General features: G+C 58.3%; 17 protein-coding genes. 9 read left to right on the top strand and 8 right to left on the bottom strand.

Annotated features, from left to right (window positions below; translation table 11 throughout):
• The first annotated feature begins 25 nt into the window (after nt 1-25).
• The gene (locus ACR6JA_RS10175; protein ID WP_494492680.1) at nt 26-1,585 is read left to right on the top strand and encodes an EAL domain-containing protein; all 1,560 of its coding nucleotides are present in this window, start codon (nt 26-28) and stop codon (nt 1,583-1,585) included.
• Here ACR6JA_RS10175 and ACR6JA_RS10170 read toward each other — a convergent pair whose 3' ends face one another.
• The 4 genes from ACR6JA_RS10170 to norR all read right to left on the bottom strand — a co-directional run bounded on the left by ACR6JA_RS10170 (nt 1,586) and on the right by norR (nt 5,485).
• The gene (locus ACR6JA_RS10170) at nt 1,586-2,056 is read right to left on the bottom strand and encodes a 2TM domain-containing protein (RefSeq protein ID WP_213715597.1); all 471 of its coding nucleotides are present in this window, start codon (nt 2,054-2,056) and stop codon (nt 1,586-1,588) included.
• Between the two features lie 104 nt (nt 2,057-2,160).
• Entirely contained in the window at nt 2,161-2,919 is a 759-nt protein-coding gene (locus ACR6JA_RS10165; RefSeq protein ID WP_494492679.1) for a molybdate ABC transporter permease subunit, read from the bottom strand.
• Nucleotides 2,916-3,848 carry an extracellular solute-binding protein gene (locus tag ACR6JA_RS10160; RefSeq protein ID WP_494492678.1) on the bottom strand — a complete coding sequence of 311 codons (933 nt, stop codon included), beginning with the start codon at nt 3,846-3,848 and terminating at the stop codon, nt 2,916-2,918. The genes ACR6JA_RS10165 and ACR6JA_RS10160 overlap by 4 nt, the downstream gene beginning before the upstream one ends.
• A gap of 95 nt (nt 3,849-3,943) precedes the next feature.
• Nucleotides 3,944-5,485 (bottom strand): nitric oxide reductase transcriptional regulator NorR, encoded by a 1,542-nt coding sequence (norR, locus tag ACR6JA_RS10155; RefSeq protein ID WP_494492677.1) that lies wholly within the window; start codon nt 5,483-5,485, stop codon nt 3,944-3,946.
• 221 nt (nt 5,486-5,706) lie between these two features.
• Between norR and norV the strand changes: the two genes are divergently transcribed.
• Together norV and norW are read left to right on the top strand one after the other, a co-directional pair.
• On the top strand, nt 5,707-7,158 hold the full coding sequence (gene norV / locus ACR6JA_RS10150; RefSeq protein ID WP_494492676.1) for an anaerobic nitric oxide reductase flavorubredoxin: 1,452 nt from the start codon (nt 5,707-5,709) through the stop codon (nt 7,156-7,158).
• A complete protein-coding gene (norW, locus tag ACR6JA_RS10145) occupies nt 7,155-8,291 on the top strand; it encodes an NADH:flavorubredoxin reductase NorW (protein ID WP_213715593.1) in 1,137 nt (378 codons plus the stop codon). Before norV ends, norW begins: the two co-directional genes overlap by 4 nt.
• Nucleotides 8,292-8,374: 83 nt before the next feature.
• On the opposite strand, the gene ACR6JA_RS10140 is transcribed toward norW, so the two are convergent.
• Nucleotides 8,375-9,454: an oxidoreductase gene (locus ACR6JA_RS10140; RefSeq protein ID WP_213715592.1), complete on the bottom strand. Its 1,080-nt coding sequence runs from the start codon at nt 9,452-9,454 to the stop codon at nt 8,375-8,377.
• A 176-nt stretch (nt 9,455-9,630) separates the two neighbouring features.
• On the opposite strand from ACR6JA_RS10140, the gene ACR6JA_RS10135 reads away from it, so the two are divergent.
• The 4 genes from ACR6JA_RS10135 to ACR6JA_RS10120 are packed head-to-tail and all read left to right on the top strand — an operon-like array spanning nt 9,631 to nt 14,471.
• Complete coding sequence (locus ACR6JA_RS10135; protein WP_494492675.1) at nt 9,631-11,136, top strand: sugar ABC transporter ATP-binding protein; 1,506 nt, start codon at nt 9,631-9,633, stop codon at nt 11,134-11,136.
• On the top strand, nt 11,133-12,128 hold the full coding sequence (locus tag ACR6JA_RS10130; protein ID WP_008460348.1) for an ABC transporter permease: 996 nt from the start codon (nt 11,133-11,135) through the stop codon (nt 12,126-12,128). The genes ACR6JA_RS10135 and ACR6JA_RS10130 overlap by 4 nt, the downstream gene beginning before the upstream one ends.
• A 28-nt stretch (nt 12,129-12,156) precedes the next feature.
• On the top strand, nt 12,157-13,221 hold the full coding sequence (locus ACR6JA_RS10125) for a sugar ABC transporter substrate-binding protein (RefSeq protein ID WP_213715589.1): 1,065 nt from the start codon (nt 12,157-12,159) through the stop codon (nt 13,219-13,221).
• An 11-nt stretch (nt 13,222-13,232) separates the two neighbouring features.
• Complete coding sequence (locus ACR6JA_RS10120) at nt 13,233-14,471, top strand: LVIVD repeat-containing protein (RefSeq protein ID WP_213715588.1); 1,239 nt, start codon at nt 13,233-13,235, stop codon at nt 14,469-14,471.
• 659 nt (nt 14,472-15,130) lie between these two features.
• Here ACR6JA_RS10120 and mtnK read toward each other — a convergent pair.
• The gene (gene mtnK, locus ACR6JA_RS10115) at nt 15,131-16,330 is read right to left on the bottom strand and encodes an S-methyl-5-thioribose kinase (protein ID WP_494492674.1); all 1,200 of its coding nucleotides are present in this window, start codon (nt 16,328-16,330) and stop codon (nt 15,131-15,133) included.
• A gap of 106 nt (nt 16,331-16,436) precedes the next feature.
• On the opposite strand from mtnK, the gene mtnA reads away from it, so the two are divergent.
• Nucleotides 16,437-17,462, top strand: coding sequence for an S-methyl-5-thioribose-1-phosphate isomerase (gene mtnA / locus ACR6JA_RS10110; RefSeq protein ID WP_494492673.1), 1,026 nt, complete (start codon nt 16,437-16,439; stop codon nt 17,460-17,462).
• Between the two features lie 238 nt (nt 17,463-17,700).
• On the opposite strand, the gene ACR6JA_RS10105 is transcribed toward mtnA, so the two are convergent.
• The gene (locus ACR6JA_RS10105; protein WP_494492672.1) at nt 17,701-18,243 is read right to left on the bottom strand and encodes a 1,2-dihydroxy-3-keto-5-methylthiopentene dioxygenase; all 543 of its coding nucleotides are present in this window, start codon (nt 18,241-18,243) and stop codon (nt 17,701-17,703) included.
• Nucleotides 18,240-18,923: an acireductone synthase gene (gene mtnC, locus ACR6JA_RS10100; RefSeq protein ID WP_494493243.1), complete on the bottom strand. Its 684-nt coding sequence runs from the start codon at nt 18,921-18,923 to the stop codon at nt 18,240-18,242. The genes ACR6JA_RS10105 and mtnC overlap by 4 nt, the downstream gene beginning before the upstream one ends.
• A 149-nt stretch (nt 18,924-19,072) precedes the next feature.
• Between mtnC and ACR6JA_RS10095 the strand changes: the two genes are divergently transcribed.
• Nucleotides 19,073-20,233, top strand: coding sequence for a pyridoxal phosphate-dependent aminotransferase (locus tag ACR6JA_RS10095; RefSeq protein WP_494492671.1), 1,161 nt, complete (start codon nt 19,073-19,075; stop codon nt 20,231-20,233).
• The last annotated feature ends 15 nt before the right edge of the window (nt 20,234-20,248 follow it).

Here is a 20,248-nt window from a genome sequence, read left to right as displayed (position 1 = left end):
GACTCCCTTACGCCGGAACCCATTTATGACAAGCCAAAAAAGGGTCAGTCTCGTCAATGGCGTGCTGATCCTGGCCGTGCTGCTACCGGTCTTGCTTAGCATCTATCTGGCGCATAACGAGGCTGAAAAAACCTTCCACAGCGAGCTGGAAAATTACGCCGACCGCGCGCTGCTGCGCAGCGACAGAGTAATTAACCAGGCCACCGCGGCGCTCAGGCAAATCAACGCTTTTCGCGGCCAGCACTGCTCTGCCAGCCACCTGAATGCCATGCGCCGTGTCGCTTTTGATTATCTCTACATCCAGGAAGTCGTCTATCTCGTCGGCGACCAGGCCGTATGCTCTTCCCTTGAAGCAGCACACCATGGCATTAAGCTTGGCCCACCCGATACGCAAAGCACACGGGGCTTCTTCGCCTGGTACACCGACGTCACCGATCTGGGTTTCCAGCGCCCAATGATATACATCGGTAACCAGGATCATGTGGTGGTTATCGATCCGCAGGCCTTCATTGACGTCATTCCTCTTGGCAATACGCCGGTCAACGTTGCCCTGGTTGGCCTGGCGCGTAATCGACTGATTGCCAGTAACGCCGGGTTGCCCAACAACAGCTGGGCAAGTCAGGTAGCAAAGGGCGTGACAACTTACTCCGACGGGAAAAACGACTATGTCATTCTCCGCTCTCCGGCGTCCGGGCTGGCCCTGATAACCTGGGCATCCAGTGCCCCGCTGCAAACGGCCTGGTATAAGCAACTGGTCATCTGGCTGCCAATAGGTATTCTCGTTAGCCTTAGCGCAGGCTGGTTCATCACTCGCCTGCTGCGCCGCCTTGAATCCCCACAGGCGCGTATTCAGGACGCCATCAGAGGCCGGGAATTTAGCCTCGAATATCAGCCCATCGTTGATTTAAAAACCGGTGAAGGCGTAGGTGCAGAAGCGCTGCTTCGCTGGCGCTTACCGGACGGAAGTTTCATCAGTCCGGACATCTTCATTCCCATTGCCGAGCAAACCGGGCTTATTTCGCAGATCACCGAGCTGGTGATTAAAAAGACTTTCGCCGATCTCGGTGACTGGCTGCACGCCCACCCTCAGCACCATATTTCAATCAATCTCTCCCCGAGCGACGTGCTTAACGACAGGGTGCTGCTGGCCATCAGGCCGCTGCTGCTGAAGCATCAGGTCAAAGCGGAACAAATAGCGCTGGAGATTACCGAGCGAGGCTTTGCCAACCCTAAGGTGAGCGCCCCGATTGTGGCGAAATACCGCGAAGCGGGTCATCCTATCTATCTGGATGACTTTGGCACCGGCTATTCCAGCCTAAGCTACCTGCAGGATCTCGACGTCGATATCCTGAAAATAGACAAATCGTTCGTTGACGCGCTGGAGTACAAAAACGTCACGCCATACATCATTGAAATGGCAAAAACGCTTCATCTGGCGACGCTCGCCGAAGGGATTGAAACGGCGGCGCAGGCGGCGTGGCTGCGGGAACACGGCGTCACCTGGGGGCAGGGCTGGCTTTACAGCAAAGCCCTGCCGAAACAGGCTTTCATCGACTGGATTGCCCGCAACCGCACTCTGAGCTGATCACTTCCGCAACAGCTGCTGGAGGCGCTGCTGCTGGCGTTTCTCCAGCCAGCCCTTCAGCAGGAACAGGCGCAGGCCGCCCATCACCAGCAGCGCGCCCCAAATCAGCGTTGCCCACTGGAACCAATAGTGGCCCGGCGAAGTCAGCCAGTTAATAACGGCCAGTCCGGCGCACACAATCGCCCACACCAGCACGGAACGGTAGAAGCGATACTCGCGAGCCACGCGGCGCTTAGCTTCAAGAATGCGCGTATTGAGCGCATCCTCAGGTTCACCGTCCGGCTCATTGTCGTCGTACAAATCCGTCACCTTGAGATCGAATGCCGCCGCAATCGCGCTCATGGTTTCCAGGCTTGCCTGCCCGCCATTTTCAATACGCTGAATAGTTCTGACGCTCAGGGAAGAGAGTTCGGCCAGCTGCTCCTGGGACCAGGCGCGGGACAAACGCAACGCTTTAATGTTGTTACTCATGGCTGGAGATCCTCAAATGATTTAACCCGCCCTGACTATGGCTCAGCCCTCGCCACTTCAACACGACAGCGACACGACATCAACCCGACAGCAACCTGACAGCCCTAATGTGCCGCTTTTCGTCGGGCAAAAGCAAAGCAGATAATCGGCAGAGGCAAAGTGAACAGCAGCAGCAGCCATACCAAAGTATAAACCGCATCCACGCCGTCGTTTTGCAGATTGGTATACAGCTTGACGGGGATCCCCTGAGGGAAATAGGCAAAAATCATCACGATGCCAAATTCACCAATGGCCCGAACCCAGGCCACCGCAAGCGCCGACGCAAGTCCCGGCGCGGATATCGGCAAAGCAAGGCGCAGGAAGCGCTGCCAGGGCGAGGCCCCGAGCGTGCGCCCGGCTTCAAGGATCTCTTTCGGCACCGCGGCAAACGCGGAACGGGCGGCGGTAATAAAGTAAGGCAGCGCGCCGTAAACCTGAGCCATCACGAAAGCCCCGGGGTTATTCACCAGCGTCAGCCCGAAGCGGGACAGCCACTCCCCCGCCACGCTATACGGCCCCCAGGCGGAAATCAGCAAAATCCCCATCGCCAGCGGCGGCGTAAGCAGGGGAAGCAACACCAGTACCTCAACCAGCAGTCGACGCCGGCCCTTGGCCCAGGCCAGCCACCATGCCACCGGCAGCCCCAGCGCGACAACAATCATCAGCGCCAGGCCGCCCAGCCCAAGGGAAACGGCAATCGCGCCACCGTCTCCCCAGGCCAAATGAAACCCGTGCCACGGCGTGACGCCCAGCAAAGTCGCAAACGGAATCGCCAGCAGAAGCAGTGCCGGGAGCGACAGCCACATTGCCGGGCTACGCATCATTGCGCGTAAATCGCCTGGCCTTTAGGTGCCGCATAGCCATTCGCTTTAAATAGCTTCTGGCCTTCGGCGCTGCGCATAAAGTCGATAAACTTCTGCCCCTGCGTCACGCCGTTCGGGGCGTTTTTCAGCACGGCAGCGTAATAGACCAGCGGCTGGGTATGCAGCACCTGATCTTTCCCGGCGCTGTCCTTGATGGTGAAGCTCACGGTGTCGTACCACTGTTTGGCTTCATCAGGGTTGCTGAGGTTGATCTCATCCGGCAGCGCGATGTACGGCAGTTTGGCGGAAATCACTTCGCTTTCGTACCCGGCGGCGGCGTCAACCTGCCCGCTCTCCAGCCGCGTCAGCAGGCCCCCCTCCAGACTGACCTGGGCAGGGTTTTGTACTTCCCCCATCACCTGCTTCGCCACGCCCGGCTGCTGGTAATATTTTTCCGCCAGCAGCAGCGTAAAGACAATATTCTGCCCTTTAGGATCGTTATACGGATCGGTACGGCCAAACTTCAGCCCCGGCGTCGCCAGCACTTTCAGCCAGCTGGCGTCTTTCCCGCTCGCGGCGGCAAACTGCGGCGCGTATTTTCCTTTCGGGCTATAGGCGATAACCATGCTGGTGCTGGCCACCGGCACGGCATCGTCAATCAGCCCGGCATCTTTCAGAATTTGCATAGGGCCAGGGGTGATGGAGACAAACACATCGGCGGTAATTTTCTTGCTGGCGAGCAGCCGCGCCATTCCGTAAGCGCCTTGCCCCTGCCCCTGGTAATCACCGTGGTTTTCTTTCGCGAAGGCCGGGCCGAGGGACTGGTCCATGACCTTACCCATCGAACCTGCATAGGTGACGCGAATATCGGCAGAAGCCAGCGCCGAGGCGCTGAAAATAAGTGAGCAAAGCGCCAGGGCGCCCGCGCTGCGTGCTGAAGTCAAAGCCATAGCATCCTCGTTATATATAAAAATACACAGCGATTATCCGCGCCGCTTCGCCGCTAAACAACGAGTTTGTATGATGAATTTATCTGCGGTTGAAGTTAAGAGGTACTCCCTTGGGGTGATTTCACTCCCAGCCGCTTCGCCAGCCGGTGGAGGTTGGCCACATCGACGCCGAGCTGCCGGGCGCTGGCCGCCCAGTTATTGCCGTTACGGGCAAGCGCTTCCATAACCTGGCCGCGCTGAAACGCATCGGTCGCTTCTCGCAGGCTGGCAAAAGGGGTTTCTACAGGTGGAATTTCTGGCTCGTGGGCTACCACATCCAACTGGCCAGCAAGCTGGAAATGTTGAGGCTGAAGCACAAGCTCGCCCTGCGGGTAACCGGCGCGGGCCAGCACAATCGCGCGATAAATGGCGTGTTCCAGCTCGCGGATATTTCCCGGCCAGCCATACTGCGCCAGAAGCATCCGAGCCGATTCACTCAGCCCAACCTGCTTCAGCCCCATCTTCACGCGGCTTTGCTCGCAGAAAAAACCGGCCAGCAGCGCAATGTCCTCTCCCCGCTCGCGCAACGGTGGAATGTGCAGCGGAAAAACGCTCAGGCGGTGAAACAGGTCGGCGCGAAACTCGCCGGCCAGTACCTGCTGGCGCAGATCGCGGTTAGTCGCGGCCAATACCCGAACATCCACGCGCTGGCTGCGATCGTCCCCTACCCGCTGAATATCACCGTACTGCAACACGCGCAGCAGCTTGGCCTGCAGCGCCAGCGGTAATTCACCGATTTCATCGAGAAACAGTGTGCCGTTATCCGCCATTTCAAACTTGCCGGTACGGTGATGAATCGCCCCGGTAAAAGCGCCCTTCACATGGCCGAACAGCTCACTTTCCGCCACGCTTTCCGGTAGCGCGGCGCAGTTAAGGTAAACCAGCGGACTGGCCACCCTGACCGATCCGGCGTGAATCGCCCGCGCCACCAGCTCTTTCCCCACGCCAGTCTCGCCGGTGATCAGCACGTTCAGATCGGAACTGGCAACGATATCAATCTCTTTTTTCAGTTGGATGATGCCCGGCGAGCGGCCAATCATCTCCCCAGCGGCCTCCCGCGCAATAGCGGGCTGCACCGTGCCTTCCGGCGTTTGTTTTTCAAGCTGTTCCAGCAGCAAAGCATTGTTCAGCGCCCCGGACGCCAGCACGCCAATCAGCCTGAGTTCCTCATCGCTGAAGCTGTCGAACTGATAAGGATCCATGCCGTCCACGGTCAGCGCCCCGATGAGCGTCTGGTCGGCAAACAGCGGCAGCCCCAGACAGGCGTGAACCTTGAGTTCTTCATGGTCTGGAATCAGGCCGTCATACGGATCGGGCAGCTCGCTGTCTGCCGGGAAACGCACCACGTCACCCGCGCGGGCAATGGCCTCCAGTCGCGGATGAGCGTCCACGGCAAAGCGCCGCCCCAGCACATCGATGGCAAGGCCGTCTATCGCCAGCGGGTAAAAATGCCTCGACTCGTAGCGCAGCAGCGCCGTGGCATCACCGCCGAGCAGCTTTCTCAGGGTTCGGATAACGCGGGTAAAGCGATCGGAATGGCTGATGCCGCTCTGCAGTTCGATTGCAATGGCGGCGAGAGAAGACATCGACAGGCTCATAGGGAGGCTCCTGGAACGCGAGGCGTTCAGCTTACGCCTGAATAGTCAAAATGACAAACATCAGAGTCATTATGACCAAAAACAAAAATGTCATTATGACAATAAAAAAGAACACAAAAAACAACAAATAATTAAAAATCAATAAATTATAAAACTGGCACGATACTCGCAATAACACAGTCATTGAAGTACTTAACGCTATGACATCAATGAGGTTCTCAATGGCTATTCAGGTTAAAAACAACATTCAGTGGGTTGGGCAACGTGACTGGGAAGTGCGTGATTTTCACGGCACCGAATATAAAACGCTGCGCGGCAGCAGCTACAACAGCTACCTCATTCGCGAAGAGAAAACTGTCCTGATCGATACTGTGGACCACAAGTTCAGCCGCGAGTTTGTGCAAAACCTTGAGCGTGAAATTGACCTTAACACGCTCGACTACATCATTATCAACCACGCAGAAGAAGACCACGCGGGAGCGCTGACCGAGCTGATGTCACGCATCCCGCACACGCCAATCTACTGCACCGCCAACGGCATCGACTCCATTAATGGTCACCACCATCACCCGGAGTGGAACTTTAAGGTGGTGAAAACCGGCGACAGCCTGGACATCGGCAATGGCAAACAGCTGATCTTCGTTGAAACGCCAATGCTGCACTGGCCGGACAGCATGATGACCTACCTGACCGGCGACGCGGTGCTGTTCAGCAACGACGCCTTCGGCCAACATTACTGCGATGAACATCTGTTTAACGACGAAGTGGATCAGACCGAGCTGTTCGAACAATGCCAGCGCTACTACGCCAACATCCTGACGCCGTTCAGCCGCCTGGTAACGCCGAAAATTACCGAAATCCTCGGCTTCAATCTGCCGGTGGAGATGATTGCCACTTCCCACGGCGTGGTCTGGCGCGACAACCCGACGCAAATCGTTGAGCTGTACCTGAAATGGGCCGCCGATTACCAGGAAGACCGCATCACGCTGTTCTACGACACCATGTCGAACAACACCCGCATGATGGCGGACGCCATTGCCCAGGGCATTCACGAAGTTGACCCACGCGTGGCGGTGAAAATCTTCAACGTGGCGCGCAGCGATAAAAACGAAATTCTGACCAACGTGTTCCGCTCGAAAGGCGTGCTGGTCGGCACCTCCACCATGAACAACGTGATGATGCCGAAAATCGCCGGGCTGGTGGAAGAGATAACCGGGCTGCGCTTCCGCAACAAACGCGCCAGCGCCTTCGGCTCCCACGGCTGGAGCGGCGGCGCGGTCGATCGCCTTTCCACCCGTCTGCAGGACGCCGGGTTTGAAATGTCCCTCAGCCTGAAGGCGAAATGGCGTCCGGACGGCAACGCCCTGGAACTTTGCCGCGAACACGGTCGCGAAATCGCCCGCCAGTGGGCGCTCTCCCCGCTGCCGGTGGCTCAGGCTTCAATCTCCGTCGCTCCGCTAGCCGAAGAAGCAAAAGCAGAATCCACCGGCGCCGACCTCGGCCCCTGCATGCAGTGCAGCGTTTGCCAGTGGATTTACGATCCAGCCCAGGGCGAACCGATGCAGGCCGTTGAGCCAGGCACGCCATGGAGCGAAGTGCCTGACAGTTTCTTGTGCCCTGAATGTTCGCTGGGCAAAGACGTCTTCGACGAACTGGCAACGGAGGCCAAATGAACAACGGCATTGTGATAGTCGGCTCGGGCTTTGCCGCCCGCCAGTTGGTGAAAAATATCCGCAAACACAGCGCAGAGGTGCCCATCCGGCTTATTGCCGCCGACAGCGCCGACGAGTACAACAAACCGGACCTGAGCCACGTCATCAGTTTAAATCAGCAAGCCGAAGCGATGACCCGCCAGCAGGCTGGCGCGTTTGCGGAGCAGTTCAACCTGACGCTGCACGCCAATAGCTGGGTCAGCAGCCTTGACCCCAAAAATAAACGGGTCAGCTGCGGCGAGCAGCAATGGCACTACGACAAGCTGGTGCTGGCGACCGGCTCTTCCGCCCTGCTGCCGCCCGTTGCCGGCAAAGAGCTGATGACGACGCTCAACAGTCAGCAGGAGTATCAGGCCTGTGAAGCCCGGCTGCGCGACGCCCGGCGGGTGATGATCCTCGGCGGCGGGCTGATCGGCAGCGAGCTGGCGATGGACTTCTGCCGTGCGGGCAAAGAGGTCGTGCTGGTGGATAACGCCAGCCACCTGATGGCGTCGCTGCTTCCGGCAGAGGTTAGCGGCCGCCTGCAATCCCGCCTGAACCAGATGGGCGTCGAGCTACTGTTCAACCAGCGTCTGGCAGCGGTGAGTCAGGCGGAGTCAGGGCTGTGTGCCACGCTCAACAACGGACGTGAGCTGCAAGTTGATGCGGTAGTGTCCGCCATCGGCCTGCGCCCGAACGTTGGGCTGGCCCAGCATGCAGGGCTTGAGGTTAACAGGGGCATCAAGGTGAACAGCCAGCTGCAAACATCCGATCCGAATATTTACGCCCTCGGCGACTGCGCAGAAATCGATGGCAAAGTGCTGCCGTTCCTGCAGCCGATTCAGCTCAGCGCCATGACGCTGGCGAAAAACCTGCTCGGGGCGAGCGACGCGCTTTCTCTTCCGGCGATGCTGGTCAAGGTGAAAACGCCGGAGATGCCGCTGCACCTGGCCGGAGAAACCCACCGCCGCGACCTGGTCTGGCAGATTAGCGCCAGCCCGCAAGGGCTGATTGCCAAAGGGATGGACGCTGCGCAGCAGCTAAGGGCGTTTATCGTCAGCGAGGATCATATGAAGCAGGCGTTTAGTTTGGTGCGGGAGTTGCAGTTAAGCTGAAGGGAAATGAGCGTAGGGAGCAATTTGTCCCCTCACCCCGGCCCTCTCCCCTGTGAGGAGAGGGTTAGGGGGAGGGGCAAACCTTACAACGCCTCAACCTTCTCCAGCGCCGCCAGCAAACTCTCCGGCGACAGCGCCACCGGCAGCGCATGAATCGACTCCCCGGCCTGTAAAGTACGGGCAATCATCTTATTCAGGTTGGCACGATTATGGATATCCACATCCAGCTGCGCCAGTTTCGTTGGCAGATTGAAACGCTTATAGGCCTGCGTCAGCTGCGCCAGAACATCGTCCTGCCCCAGCAGTGCGCTCTGCACCAGAATCCCGTAGGCCACTTTCGTGCCGTGCAGGAAGCGGTCGGTTTGCGGCAGCGTCGTCAGCCCGTTATGGACGGCATGCGCGGCGGCAACGCGGGTGTAACGTTCGCCCAGGCCGCCCACCATCCCGCCCCCGGCAATAATCGCCTCGACCACGTCCAGAAACGCCTGACTTAACTTGCCCTGGCGCTGATCTTCCAGCGCCTGCTCGCTGCTCTCCAGCAAAACATCGCGGATCGCCAGCGCCGCACCAATGCCGAGGCGCACGGTCAGCGGCAGATTTTCCGGCTGCGGGCTAAGCACCACCGCTTCGTACCACTTCGCCAGCGTGTCGCCGACGCCGGCCAGCAGATATTCCTGCGGCGCACGCAGGATAATTTCCGGCTCCACCAGCACCAGATGGTTAGCATCGTTGAAAATCTCGAAGCGCAGCGCCTGCCCTGCGTCGTTGTACCACACGGACAGCGGCGTCCAGGCCGCGCAGGTTGCCGCGATGGTCGGGATCGCCACCACTGGTGCATTCAGCCGACGAGCAACCACTTTGACCGTATCCAGCAGCGCTCCACCGCCGAGGCCGATCACCACCTGACGTTCACCAGACTCCGCCACCAGCCTCTGCACGTCGCTTTCGCTGCAGTGCCCACCAAACTGAATATGCTTCGCGCCTGGCAGCGAAAACGCCGCCGGCAGGAAAGGCCGGGCCGCCGCAAACGCACGTTCGCCGTAGATCCAGACCGCGTTATTCAGCTGATCTTCGCTGTAAAACTCAGTCAGACGGGCAAGGCTGCCGGGGTGTGAATAGTAATTCGCGGGGCCGGTAACCACGCGGATAGCGGTGCTGGTCATGATGCATTTCCTTTTCTTCGCTGGCGGGATATATTCTATGCCGATGATATGTCCAGACATCTGGACGGCTAATATCATTTTGCTTTATCTTATGTCTTTTCGTTCATTGCCCGCAACCCAGAAGGCCGTTAAAAATTCGACAGATCAATTCATTAAACCCGGAAGCCGCCGCCGCTATGACCACGCTTAACCGCCTTGAGATGCGAGAAATCTCTATCGCCTTCGCGGGCTTTAACGCGCTGAGCCAGGTGAGTTTCCGGCTGGAGGGCGGCTCGGTACATGCTTTAACCGGCGCAAACGGCGCGGGTAAATCCACGTTGATGGCGGTGCTTTCCGGCGCGCACGAGGGTTACCAGGGCAAAATCCTGATCGACGGTGAAACGGTGACGATCCGCAGCCCGCGTGACGCCAAACTGCTGGGGATCCATCTGGTGCAGCAGGAAGTGGACGTTGCCCTGGTGCCGGGCCTGAGCGTGGCGGAAAACATCATGCTCGATAAGCTGGCCGAAACGGGGCATGTCTACCGCTGGTCGAAAATTTACCGGCAGGCTCGCGAAGCGCTGGCGCAGCTCGACGTGGAGATCGACGTCAAAAAACGTATTGAGCAATGCACCCTGGCGGAAAAACAGCAAATCCTGCTGGCACGGGCGCTCTCTCACCATTGCCGCTTTCTGATCCTCGACGAACCCACCGCTCCGCTGGACAGCCAGGAAAGCGAGCATCTTTTCCGCGTCGTGCAGCGACTACAAAGCGGTGGCATCGGCGTGGTGTTTATCTCACACCGCATTCACGAGCTAAAAGCCATTTGCGACCAGATGACGGTGCTTCGCGACGGCAAGCTGGTGGACAGCGGCCCGATGGGGCATCTCAGCGGCGAAGAGATTGTCGAGAAAATGCTGGGCCACCAGTTGGACGATATTTATCCCCCTCACCGCCCGCCGGTTGAAGGCGACACGCTGCTGGCGGTGGAAGGTTTGCATGACGATGCGCTGCTGCGCGACATCTCGTTGCGCCTGCGCAAAGGCGAAATTCTGGGCATTGCGGGCCTCGCCGGAGCGGGGAAAACCGAGCTTTGCAAAGCGCTGTTCGGCGCCACCCGCAGCACGCTTGAGGGTGGCGAACTAAAAGGCAAGGCCTGGCGCCCGACCGACCCGGCGGATTCCGTCACTCGCGGCATTGTGCTGGTGCCGGAGGAGCGCCGCAAAGAAGGTATTTTTATCGACGAGTCGGTCACCATGAATCTCGCCGTCAGCGCCGACAGCCAGTTTACCCGCTGGGGGCTGTTCGACTACCGCAAAGCCAGGCGCTGGGCGGAGGAGACCATTCAGCAGTTGGGCATTCGCACCAGCGGCCCGGCGCAAACGCTGCGCCGCCTGTCCGGCGGCAATCAGCAAAAAGTGGCCATCGGCAAATGGCTGCGCAACGAAGCCGACGTGCTGATTTTTGATGAGCCAACCAAAGGCGTAGACATCAAAGCCAAAACCGACCTCTTCGTGCTGATTGATAAGTTGGCCCGCCGTGGCAAAGGGGTGATTTACGCCTCGGGCGAATTTGCCGAGCTGGTCGGGCTGTGCGATCGCATCTGCGTACTGTGGGACGGGCACATCGTCGCTGAACTGGACGGCCACCAGGCCACCGAAGAAACCTTATTACTCTACTCCACCGGAGGAACCCCCGCGTGAGCAAAGCATTATCCCTTAAGGCCAGCGCGTCAGGCCGCCAGCAGTTCTTTGACTTTCTCTACAAATGGGGGATGTTGCTCACCGTGGTGGCCCTGGTGGCGCTGTTCGGCATCGCGTCCGACAGTTTCCTTGAGCCGAACAACATCATCAACATTCTGCGCTCCATCGCCATCGTGACGGTGATCGCCATCGGCGTGTCAATCTCGCTCACCGTGGGCGGGTTTGATTTGTCGGTCGGCTCGACCGCCTCGCTGGCAAACGCGCTGGTGATTTCGCTGTTCGTCTGGCACGGCTTCGGCACCACCGAAGCGATTCTTATCACCCTGGTGCTGTGCACGCTGGTCGGGCTATTCAACGCCTTCCTGATCGTGGTGCTAAAAATTCCCGACATGCTTGCCACGCTTGCCAGCCTGTTTGTGATTCAGGGCGTGGCGATGACCTACAGCTACGGTGGCTCGATCACCGAAAACATGGTGCTGCCGAGCGGCGACATGGCGGAAGGGACGATTCCCGCCGCCTTTGGCCTGCTCGGGCAGGTGCCGACCATCGTCATCATCATGCTGGTGGTTACGCTGGTCGCACAACTCGCGCTCTCTCTGACCAAACATGGCCGCCGGATGTACGCCATCGGCGGCAACCCGGAGGCGGCTCGCCTGTCCGGCATTCGCACCACCCGTTACCGCGTGGCGGCCTACGTGCTGGCCTCGCTGCTGGCAGGTTTGGGCGGCATCCTGCTGGCCTCACGTATTGGCTCTTCACAGGTTAACGCCGGTGGCGGCTACCTGATGGATGCCGTAGCTGCCGCCTGGATTGGTTTCTCTCTGGCAGGTTCCGGTAAACCTAACGCGCTCGGCACGCTGGTAGGCGCGGTGATTCTGGGCGTGTTGCAAAACGGGCTGGTGATGCTCTCCGTGCCCTATTACGCGATGGACATTATTAAAGGCCTGGTGCTGGCTGCCGCACTGGCAATTACTTACATACAACGACGCTAAAACAACAACTTCACACAGGGTAACGACCATGAAAAAACTGACAACTTCACTGCTGGCGCTTAGCCTGCTTGCCGCTCTGCCGGGCCACGCCGCCACGCCATCGCCGGTGCCGGAAAAAATCGCCGCCCACGACGGCCCAATCCGCATCGCCGTGATCCGCAACCTGGGCTCCGACGACAACACCACGCAGTTTGTCGCAGGTGCGGTTCAACAGGCTAAAAAGCTGGGCTTCAAGGTCAGCACGTTCCTGAGCAACGGCGACGACGCCCGCTTCCAGGACTTTGTGAACCAGGCGATCAGCCAGAAGTATGACGGGATTATTCTTTCTCAGGGTCGCGATCCTTACTCCACCGAACTGGTGAAAAAAGCCGTAGCCGCAGGCATTGCGGTGTCGGTCTTTGATACCGCTGTAAACGGCACCATTCCCGGCGTGACCGTCACCCAGCAGGACGACGCCTCGCTGACCAGCCTCTCCTTCGGCCAGTTGGTCAAAGACTTCAACGGCAAAGCCAACATCATCAAGCTGTGGGTGGCCGGTTTCCCACCGATGGAACGCCGCCAGGCCGCCTATCAGGAACTGCTGAAAGCCAACCCGGGCATTAAAGAGCTGGAGTCCATCGGCGCGGTTTCTTCCGACGTGCAGGGCGACACCGCCAACAAAGTGGGCGCAGTGCTGGCGAAGTACCCGAAAGGCAAGATCGACGCAATCTGGGGCACCTGGGATGCCTTCAGCCAGGGCGCCTATAAAGCGCTGCAGGAAAACGGCCGTACCGAAATTAAGCTCTATAGCATCGACGTTTCCAACCAGGACATTCAGCTGATGCGCGAAGCCAACAGTCCGTGGAAAGTCAGCGTGGCGGTCGATCCGAAGCTGATCGGTGCCACCAACGTGCGCCTGGTGGCCTACAAGATCGCCGGGGAACAAACGCCTGCGACCTACGACTTTAAAGCCGCAGCCATTCCGCAGGCTCTGCTAGCCAACCAGCCTGGCCCGGTCAACGTCACTTCGTTGGGCAAAATCATTCCAGGCTGGGGCCAGACCGACGACTTTATCGCGCCGTGGTTCGCCACGCTCGAAGCGAAAAATAAATAAGGAGTTCCGCAATGGCACTGCCACAACCCGAATACAGCCGCAATATGCGGCTGATCGGCCATAGCGATCAGGGAGGAAAACCGGACGGCGTGCAGCTAATGGTGCACCGGGGATATGCGTATATCGGCCATATGGTGTCGCAGGGCTTTTCGATTGTGGACGTCCGCGATCCTAAAAACCCGAAAGCGGCGGGCTTCATGCCTGCGCCGCCGGGCACCTGGAATATTCACCTGCAGGCGCACGACGACCTGCTGCTGGTGATTAACGCCCGGGATCTGTTTGCCGACGTGCGCTTCGCCGATGAGAAGGTTTACTACACCAAATCGGTTGGCGAAACGGTTCGCGACGTGCAGGACAAAGGCTGGAGCGCCGGGTTACGCATTTTCGATATCTCCACGCCGGACAAGCCTAAAGAAATCAGTTTTCTGTCGCTGAGCGGCATCGGCATCCACCGCTGCTGGTACGTGGGCGGCCGCTGGGCCTATGTTTCCGCGCTGATCGATGGGTTTAGCGATTATATCTTCCTGACTATCGACCTCGCCGACCCGCGCAATCCGCAGGTGGCAGGCAACTGGTGGCTGCCGGGCATGAACACCGCCGCAGGCGAGCAGCCCACCTGGCCGGAAGGCAAACGCTATGCGCTACACCACGCGATTATCAGCGGCGACACGGCGTATGCCAGCTGGCGCGACGGCGGCCTGACGCTGCTGGACGTTTCCGATCGCGCTCAGCCGCAGCTCATCAGCCACCGTAACTGGAGCCCGCCCTTTGGCGGCGGTACCCATACGGCGCTGCCGCTGCCGAATCGCGATTTGTTGGTAGTACTCGACGAAGCGGTGCTGGACAATCAGGAGGACGGCGAGAAGCTGATTTGGCTGTTCGATATTCGCACCCCGTCGAACCCGGTCAGCATCTCCACATTCCCGCAGCCGGATGAGATTGATTATGTGGCGAAAGGCGCGCATTTCGGCCCGCATAATCTGCACGAAAACCGCCCAGGCAGTTTTATCAGCGATACGCTAATTTTCGCGACGTATCAGAACGCTGGCGTGCGAGCCTACGATATTTCCAACCCGTACCGCCCGGTAGAAACAGGTGCGCTGGTACCTGCCGCCCCGGAAAAGATGATGGATACTCGCCCTGGACGCCCACGGGTGATCCAGTCCTGTGATGTCTTTGTCGACGCTCAGGGGATTGTGTACAGCACGGATTATAACGGCGGGTTGTCGATTATTGAGTATTTGGGGTAGTTTGACTTAAAGAGGCAATTGCTTTGACATTGATAATTTTTATGCAGATACGGATGAAATTCCGTTCACTTCCAGCCCTGTCAGATATGTCGCACCCCAGCTTGTGAACGGCTCGGGGGAGTCACCGTCACTCCCCCGAGACCCTGGACTCCCGGCCAAATAAATCAACCGCTGAAGCGGCAGACCTCCGTTTTATCTCCCAGTCCAGGGTCGCCTGAGATGCGTTTCCGGCGGCCGGGCCCTGGCCAGTCGGAGAGAAAACGCAGGCGATTTAAGCCGGAACCGTGCCTCGTTTCAAGCTCATAGCCACGCGGAACGCTAACGTTGCTGCAAGACCCACAGCCACGTCCTTGTCCCCGGCTCTCAGCGCCCCCGGTGATGACACAACTCAAGCGGGGTTGAGCTGTCGGGAACAGCGAAAGAGAGCGATCGTCGGGAACGAATCGCGAACAACCCCGAATGTTTGGGTGATAGCCGGTGGGTTTACCGCTTCAGCGGCGATGAGCTTGCCGAGCGCCGGGGGTTGTCAGGGGGCATGGCGTAATGCCACCTGACACGTTCACCGGTTCGGTGGTCACATATGAAACGGGATTGGAAGTGAACGGAACCTTTCTCTAGACCCACATAGACCCTATTTAAATCTAACGTAGCAGAGAAACTCACCCCTTCTGCCGAACTCTGGCAATAAACTCATCCACCGAATTCACCTGCCCGGCGATCAGAATCAAAAACTTGCCCAGCTCAATCGCGTGGCTGACACAGGCCAGGCGCGCCGCCTCATCCTCAATACTTTCCAGATCGGCAACGTGCGACAAACCAACCGAGCGGCGAATCAGTTCGGTGCCGCAGAAGCCTACCGCATCAACCCACACTTTTTGCAGGTAGTGCTCAACATAGCCTTCCGTTGCCAGCGCCGCGTCGCGTGTTTTCTCGCGGGCAAGCGCCGTAAAGCGCTCTGAGAAGCTCAGCCACAGTTCCTGAATATCCTTCAGGCGCTGTTCACGCTGGCTGGCTGCGTCCCGTGGACCAAAATGCCCCGGCAGCGCACAGTAGTTCAGCAGCAGGTTGCCGATGGCGGTCCCAAGATCAAACCCGGCCGGGCCCACGTAACCAAATTCAGCGTCGATCGCTTTCAGGCTACCTTCCGCAACGAAAATCGACCCGCTGTGGATATCGCCGTGCAACAGCGCTTCAGCGCTGGAAAAGAATTTATGCTTCAGTAACGCCACGGCCAACTTCAGGTCGCTGTCGCTTCGCAGCGCGGCAACCTGTTGTTCCAGCGCGGCCGGGTAGTTATTTCGCTCGTGGATCTGATACGGATCGTTAAAGAACAGATCTTCGGTGATTTCGCACATTTCCGGGTTGATAAAGCGGGCAACCAGCGCCTTCTTATCATGTGCATGCAGATAAAAATCTGACGTGTGGAACAGCGCCTTTGCCAGATACTCACCAAGCTGGCTGGCCGCCTGAGGATAATAAACTCCCTTCACCAACTCGCCGCGCCAGATGCGATGGCTGGAGAGATCTTCCATCACCATCACCGCCAACTCTGGGTCGTAATGCACCACGTTGACCGTGTGTTCCGGGCTGTGCTGGTAGTGCTCCACCAGGGTTTGCGCCTCAAGGCGAGCGCGATCCAGCGTCAGCGGCCAGGACTCGCCCACGCAGCGCACATACGGCAGCGCCTGCTTCACGATAGTCCGGCTGATGCCCTGCGTATCAAAGATTTTAAACACCAGATTGAGGTTGCCGTCGCCCACTTCCTGCGCCTCCACCAGCTCAGACGGCGTCTGCAGCCCGCCAAACTGTTGAGCATAGGCCACTGCGTCAGCGGCGGTAAAAGTGCGGTATTGCGACATGGCGATCCTCTCAGAAATAAAGTTAATTAAGACGTTTGGACGTCTATACATCTGGAAGTCATGTTGGCACAATATACCGCAACAACGCAACATGGAATTAACACGAATGCATAATTTAAAAACCACCAGCCTTGAAGTGCGTGATAACCAGCTTTGGATCCTTGACCAGCAGGCGCTGCCGCAGCAGAAAAACTGGCTCCCGGCGCACACCGTGTCACAGCTGGTCGCGCATATTCACGCCCTCAGCGTACGCGGCGCGCCGCTCATCGGCCTTTCCGCCAGCCTGCTGCTGGCGCTGTTGGCGGAGCAAGGGCTGACAAAAGCTCAGCTCGCTGAAGCGCTGGAAACCCTGCGGGCGTCCCGCCCGACGGCGGTGAACCTGATGAATAACCTCGACCGCATGAAGCAGGCGCTGGCTCAGGAAAATGTTGTGGCTGCGCTCGAAGAAGAAGCGCTGCGGCTGGTGGCAGAAGATAAAGTGCTGTGCGATAACATCGCCCAGGCGGGTGCGGCGCTGGTTAAACCCGGTAGCCGCCTGCTGACCCACTGCAATACCGGCGGGTTGGCTACCGTAGGCGTGGGCACCGCGCTGGGCGTTATTCAGCGGGCATTTAACGAAGGTAACGTCGCGAGCGTTTGGGTGGACGAAACCCGCCCGCTGCTGCAAGGCGGCAGGCTGACGGCGTGGGAACTAGGGGAGCTGGGTATTCCTTACCAGCTGATTTGCGATTCCATGGCCGCCAGCCTGATGGCGAAAAAGCAGGTGGACGCCATCTGGGTGGGCGCGGACCGCATCGCCGCGAATGGTGACGTGGCCAACAAAATCGGCACATACAGCCTGGCTGTACTGGCACATTATCACGGCGTTCCGTTCTATGTTGCCGCCCCGCACACCACGCTCGACAGAAACTGTCCAAACGGCGAAGCCATTCCGATTGAGCAACGTGCCGCCAGTGAAGTGACCGGCGTGGCGGGCAGCTTTGGCAGCGTGCAGTGGGCGCCAGACAACGCAAGCGTATATAACCCGGCGTTTGACGTTACCCCGGCAGAATTAATTAGCGGCTGGATTTTGGATACGGGCGTGGTAACACCGGAACAGGTTCGGGATGGCATATTTTTACCGAAGAAATAATTCCCCTCACCCCGGCCCTCTCCCTCTGGGAGAGGGTTAGGATAAGGGTAAAAAAACCAGAAGCGACACTGTGGCTAAGGGAAATATTGTTCGTACTGCGAGGCACGGTTTAGGCTTAAATCGCCTCGGTTTTCTCTGACTGGCCAGCCTCAAGCCGTCGGAACCGGCCAGAGGCTGGAGGTGAACGGCACAACAGCTGGACTAAAAAGCCTTCCCGAAGGAAGGCTCAACTAAACAGCTAAGGCAAGCGTGGATAAGCATCCGCAATCGTATCGCCGGTAAAGTGCGCCACCCAGCCTTCCGGGTTATCAAAAATACGAATCGCGGTAAAATGCGGCTCAGACCCCATATCAAACCAGTGCGGTGTCCCGGCCGGGACGGAAATCAGGTCGTTCTTCTCGCAGAGGATCTGATACACCTTGTCGTCCAGATGCAGGCAGAACAACCCCGCGCCTTCGACGAAGAAACGTACTTCATCTTCGCCGTGGGTATGTTCAGACAGGAATTTAGTCCGCAGCACGTCTTTCTGCGGGTTATCCGCCCGCAGGCTGATCACATCCCAGCTCTGATAGCCCTTCTCCGCCACCAGCTTGTCGATAGCATGCTGATAAGCATGGATCACCGTTTCCGGCGTTGGGTCGTTGCCTAAATCCTGGTTCGCTTCCCAGCGTTCAAAACGCACGTCTTTGGCGTTCAACTGCTCGCGAATTTCTTGCGCGTCCGTGCTGTGCCATACCGGCTCCTTTGCTTCGGTATCGGTAAAAATGGTCAATGCGCTCATGAAGAAAACGACTCCAGATTAATGTGGTCGAAACGGTTTACCTGGCGATGGCGGCTGACGTCATCCGCCTCGCCGCGAATAAGCTGCACGGTTTGCCAACCGGCCTCCCGTGCGGCATCCAGCTCCTGGTGAATATCTGACAAGAACAGCAGCGACTCTGGTGCCACGCCGATCTCCGCCGCGATTTTGCGGTAGGACTGCGCTTCACGCTTAGCTCCAACGTGAGTATCAAAATAGCCGCTGAACAACTCAGTAATATCCCCGGCGTCGCTGTAGCCAAAAAGCAGCTTCTGCGCCGCCACCGAGCCGGATGAATAGACAAACAGGGCAATGCCCTGCTGTTTCCAGGCCTTGAGCGCGGGCAGAACGTCATCATAGAGATGGCCGGTGAAGTCTCCATTCACGTAGCCATCTCGCCAGATAAGTCCCTGCAACGCTTTTAGCGCGGTAGATTTACGATCTACATCCATGAAGCTAAACAACGTCTCAATCAGCCGTTCAATATCCGCCTGCGGTTCATTAATTTCCGCCCGCAGGTCGTTGAGTATTGGGGCTATTTCATTTTGCTGCTCGCGAACAAAACCCGCGAGGCGTTCGCGGGCATACGGGAACAGGATGTTGTGCACAAAGCGAATGTCGCTGGTGGTGCCTTCAATATCGGTAACAATGGCGCGAATCATCATCTCTCCAGCCGTTAACGCTGCGTTATGTTTGCAACTGAGGTCATTATTATTTAGACGTCTAAGCGTCTTGATTGCTAAATCTTAACATCGTGTTATAGTCCCGGCAACACAGGGAAACAGACGCACCACGTTAAGGTCGAAGAATAATGAGCCACTCCCCTTTGATTCCAGAAAGCAAACTGCCGGCGCTCGGCACCACTATTTTCACGCAAATGAGCGCCCTCGCGCAGCAGCACAATGCGATTAACCTTTCCCAGGGCTTCCCGGATTTTGACGGACCGCGCTACCTGCAGGAACGCCTGGCGTTTCACGTCAGTCAGGGCGCAAACCAGTACGCCCCGATGACCGGCGTGCCGGCCCTGCGCGAAGCCATCGCCGAGAAAACCGAAGCCCTGTACGGCCACAAGCCGGATGCCAATACCGATATCACGGTCACCGCTGGCGCCACCGAAGCGCTTTATGCCGCCATCACCGCGCTGGTTCGCCCGGGCGATGAAGTGATTTGCTTTGACCCAAGCTATGACAGCTATGCCCCAGCCGTGACGCTTTCCGGCGGCATTCTGAAACGTATTGCTCTCCAGCCGCCGCACTTCCGCGTCGACTGGCAAGAATTTGCTGCTCTGCTGAGCGACAAAACTCGCCTCGTCATTCTTAACACGCCGCACAACCCCTCCGCTACCGTCTGGCGCAAAAGTGATTTTGCCGCGCTGTGGCAGGCCATTGCGCAGCACGAAGTCTACGTGCTGAGCGACGAAGTGTACGAGCATATCTGTTTCGACGAAGAAGGCCACGCCAGCGTACTGGCCCACCCGCAGCTGCGCGAGCGCGCTATCTCTGTGTCCTCTTTCGGCAAAACGTTCCATATGACGGGCTGGAAAGTGGGCTACTGCGTGGCACCGGCGGCCATCAGCGCTGAGCTGCGTAAAGTTCATCAGTATCTGACGTTCGCGGTGAATACCCCGGCGCAGCTTGCGATTGCCGACATGCTGCGTGCCGAACCGGAACATTATCGTGAACTGCCGGAGTTTTACCGCGCGCGCCGCGACCGCTTTGTTGAAGCGTTGGCGGACAGCCGGTTTGAAATTCTGCCCTGCGAAGGGACTTACTTCCTGCTGGCCGACTACAGCGCAATCTCCGATCTCGACGACGTGAGTTTCTGCCAGTGGCTGACCAAAGAAGTCGGTGTGGCGGCAATTCCGCTGTCGGTGTTTTGCGCGGATGCTTTCCCGCATAAGCTGATTCGCCTGTGCTTTGCCAAGCAGGAAGCGACGCTGGACGCTGCGGCAGAAAGATTACGCCAGGTATAAAGCGACATTCCCCGT

This window comes from Cedecea sp. B1(4) (assembly GCF_059414925.1).
This window is presented reverse-complemented; position numbering and strand designations above follow the sequence as displayed.

Bases quoted from the DNA above. Each gene is read 5' to 3' on its own strand.
- ACR6JA_RS10175 (WP_494492680.1), top strand. From the start codon at position 26: ATGACAAGCCAAAAAAGGGTCAGTCTCGTCAATGGCGTGCTGATCCTG.
- ACR6JA_RS10170 (WP_213715597.1), bottom strand. From the start codon at position 2,056: ATGAGTAACAACATTAAAGCGTTGCGTTTGTCCCGCGCCTGGTCCCAG.
- ACR6JA_RS10165 (WP_494492679.1), bottom strand. From the start codon at position 2,919: ATGATGCGTAGCCCGGCAATGTGGCTGTCGCTCCCGGCACTGCTTCTG.
- ACR6JA_RS10160 (WP_494492678.1), bottom strand. From the start codon at position 3,848: ATGGCTTTGACTTCAGCACGCAGCGCGGGCGCCCTGGCGCTTTGCTCA.
- norR (WP_494492677.1), bottom strand. From the start codon at position 5,485: ATGAGCCTGTCGATGTCTTCTCTCGCCGCCATTGCAATCGAACTGCAG.
- norV (WP_494492676.1), top strand. From the start codon at position 5,707: ATGGCTATTCAGGTTAAAAACAACATTCAGTGGGTTGGGCAACGTGAC.
- norW (WP_213715593.1), top strand. From the start codon at position 7,155: ATGAACAACGGCATTGTGATAGTCGGCTCGGGCTTTGCCGCCCGCCAG.
- ACR6JA_RS10140 (WP_213715592.1), bottom strand. From the start codon at position 9,454: ATGACCAGCACCGCTATCCGCGTGGTTACCGGCCCCGCGAATTACTAT.
- ACR6JA_RS10135 (WP_494492675.1), top strand. From the start codon at position 9,631: ATGACCACGCTTAACCGCCTTGAGATGCGAGAAATCTCTATCGCCTTC.
- ACR6JA_RS10125 (WP_213715589.1), top strand. From the start codon at position 12,157: ATGAAAAAACTGACAACTTCACTGCTGGCGCTTAGCCTGCTTGCCGCT.
- ACR6JA_RS10120 (WP_213715588.1), top strand. From the start codon at position 13,233: ATGGCACTGCCACAACCCGAATACAGCCGCAATATGCGGCTGATCGGC.
- mtnK (WP_494492674.1), bottom strand. From the start codon at position 16,330: ATGTCGCAATACCGCACTTTTACCGCCGCTGACGCAGTGGCCTATGCT.
- mtnA (WP_494492673.1), top strand. From the start codon at position 16,437: ATGCATAATTTAAAAACCACCAGCCTTGAAGTGCGTGATAACCAGCTT.
- ACR6JA_RS10105 (WP_494492672.1), bottom strand. From the start codon at position 18,243: ATGAGCGCATTGACCATTTTTACCGATACCGAAGCAAAGGAGCCGGTA.
- mtnC (WP_494493243.1), bottom strand. From the start codon at position 18,923: ATGATTCGCGCCATTGTTACCGATATTGAAGGCACCACCAGCGACATT.
- ACR6JA_RS10095 (WP_494492671.1), top strand. From the start codon at position 19,073: ATGAGCCACTCCCCTTTGATTCCAGAAAGCAAACTGCCGGCGCTCGGC.